Annotated in this window: 1 protein-coding gene; it reads right to left on the bottom strand. The window is 33.9% G+C overall.

What is annotated here, in order from left to right; genetic code table 11:
- Nucleotides 1-188: 188 nt before the first annotated feature.
- Nucleotides 189-401, bottom strand: a 213-nt coding sequence (locus E1163_RS09560; RefSeq protein WP_221417973.1) for a hypothetical protein, incomplete at its 5' end; no start/stop codon positions are given.

The raw sequence follows: 401 nt of genomic DNA, 5'->3' as shown, positions 1-401 counted from the left end.
TAAATGTTTCAAAGTAGCTTATATATTATAGGTTTGATATACGGGGACTTGAAATTACAAAAAATGGATAATAAGCATAGATATAGTTTTGAATTATCAACAGGGCCGGAGTAAGGTGCTGTTAGCCCATAAGATTTCGGGCTTGACAAGGCTGCATCTATAAGGAAGGCGGTTAAAGCAAATATAAACTATTTCTGATCGTCTTCCGGGTTCTCTATATCATCTAGTACCTGTTTATTAAACTTATCAATGAAATTGATACATTCTGTTTGATGCTGATGATCTCTATGGACTAGCATGAATGTATTAAGCTGAACAGAACCCTTTTGGATATAACTCTCCTTTCCTTTAAAGTTATCATCAATGTATCTGGTGTACATACTAAATCTCTTGTTGAATTC

The organism is Fulvivirga kasyanovii, from assembly GCF_009711405.1.
In the GTDB taxonomy this organism is placed as follows: Bacteria; Bacteroidota; Bacteroidia; order Cytophagales; family Cyclobacteriaceae; genus Fulvivirga; species Fulvivirga kasyanovii.
The sequence above is the reverse complement of the archived record's forward strand: the minus strand, read 5'-3'. Positions and strand labels throughout refer to the sequence as shown.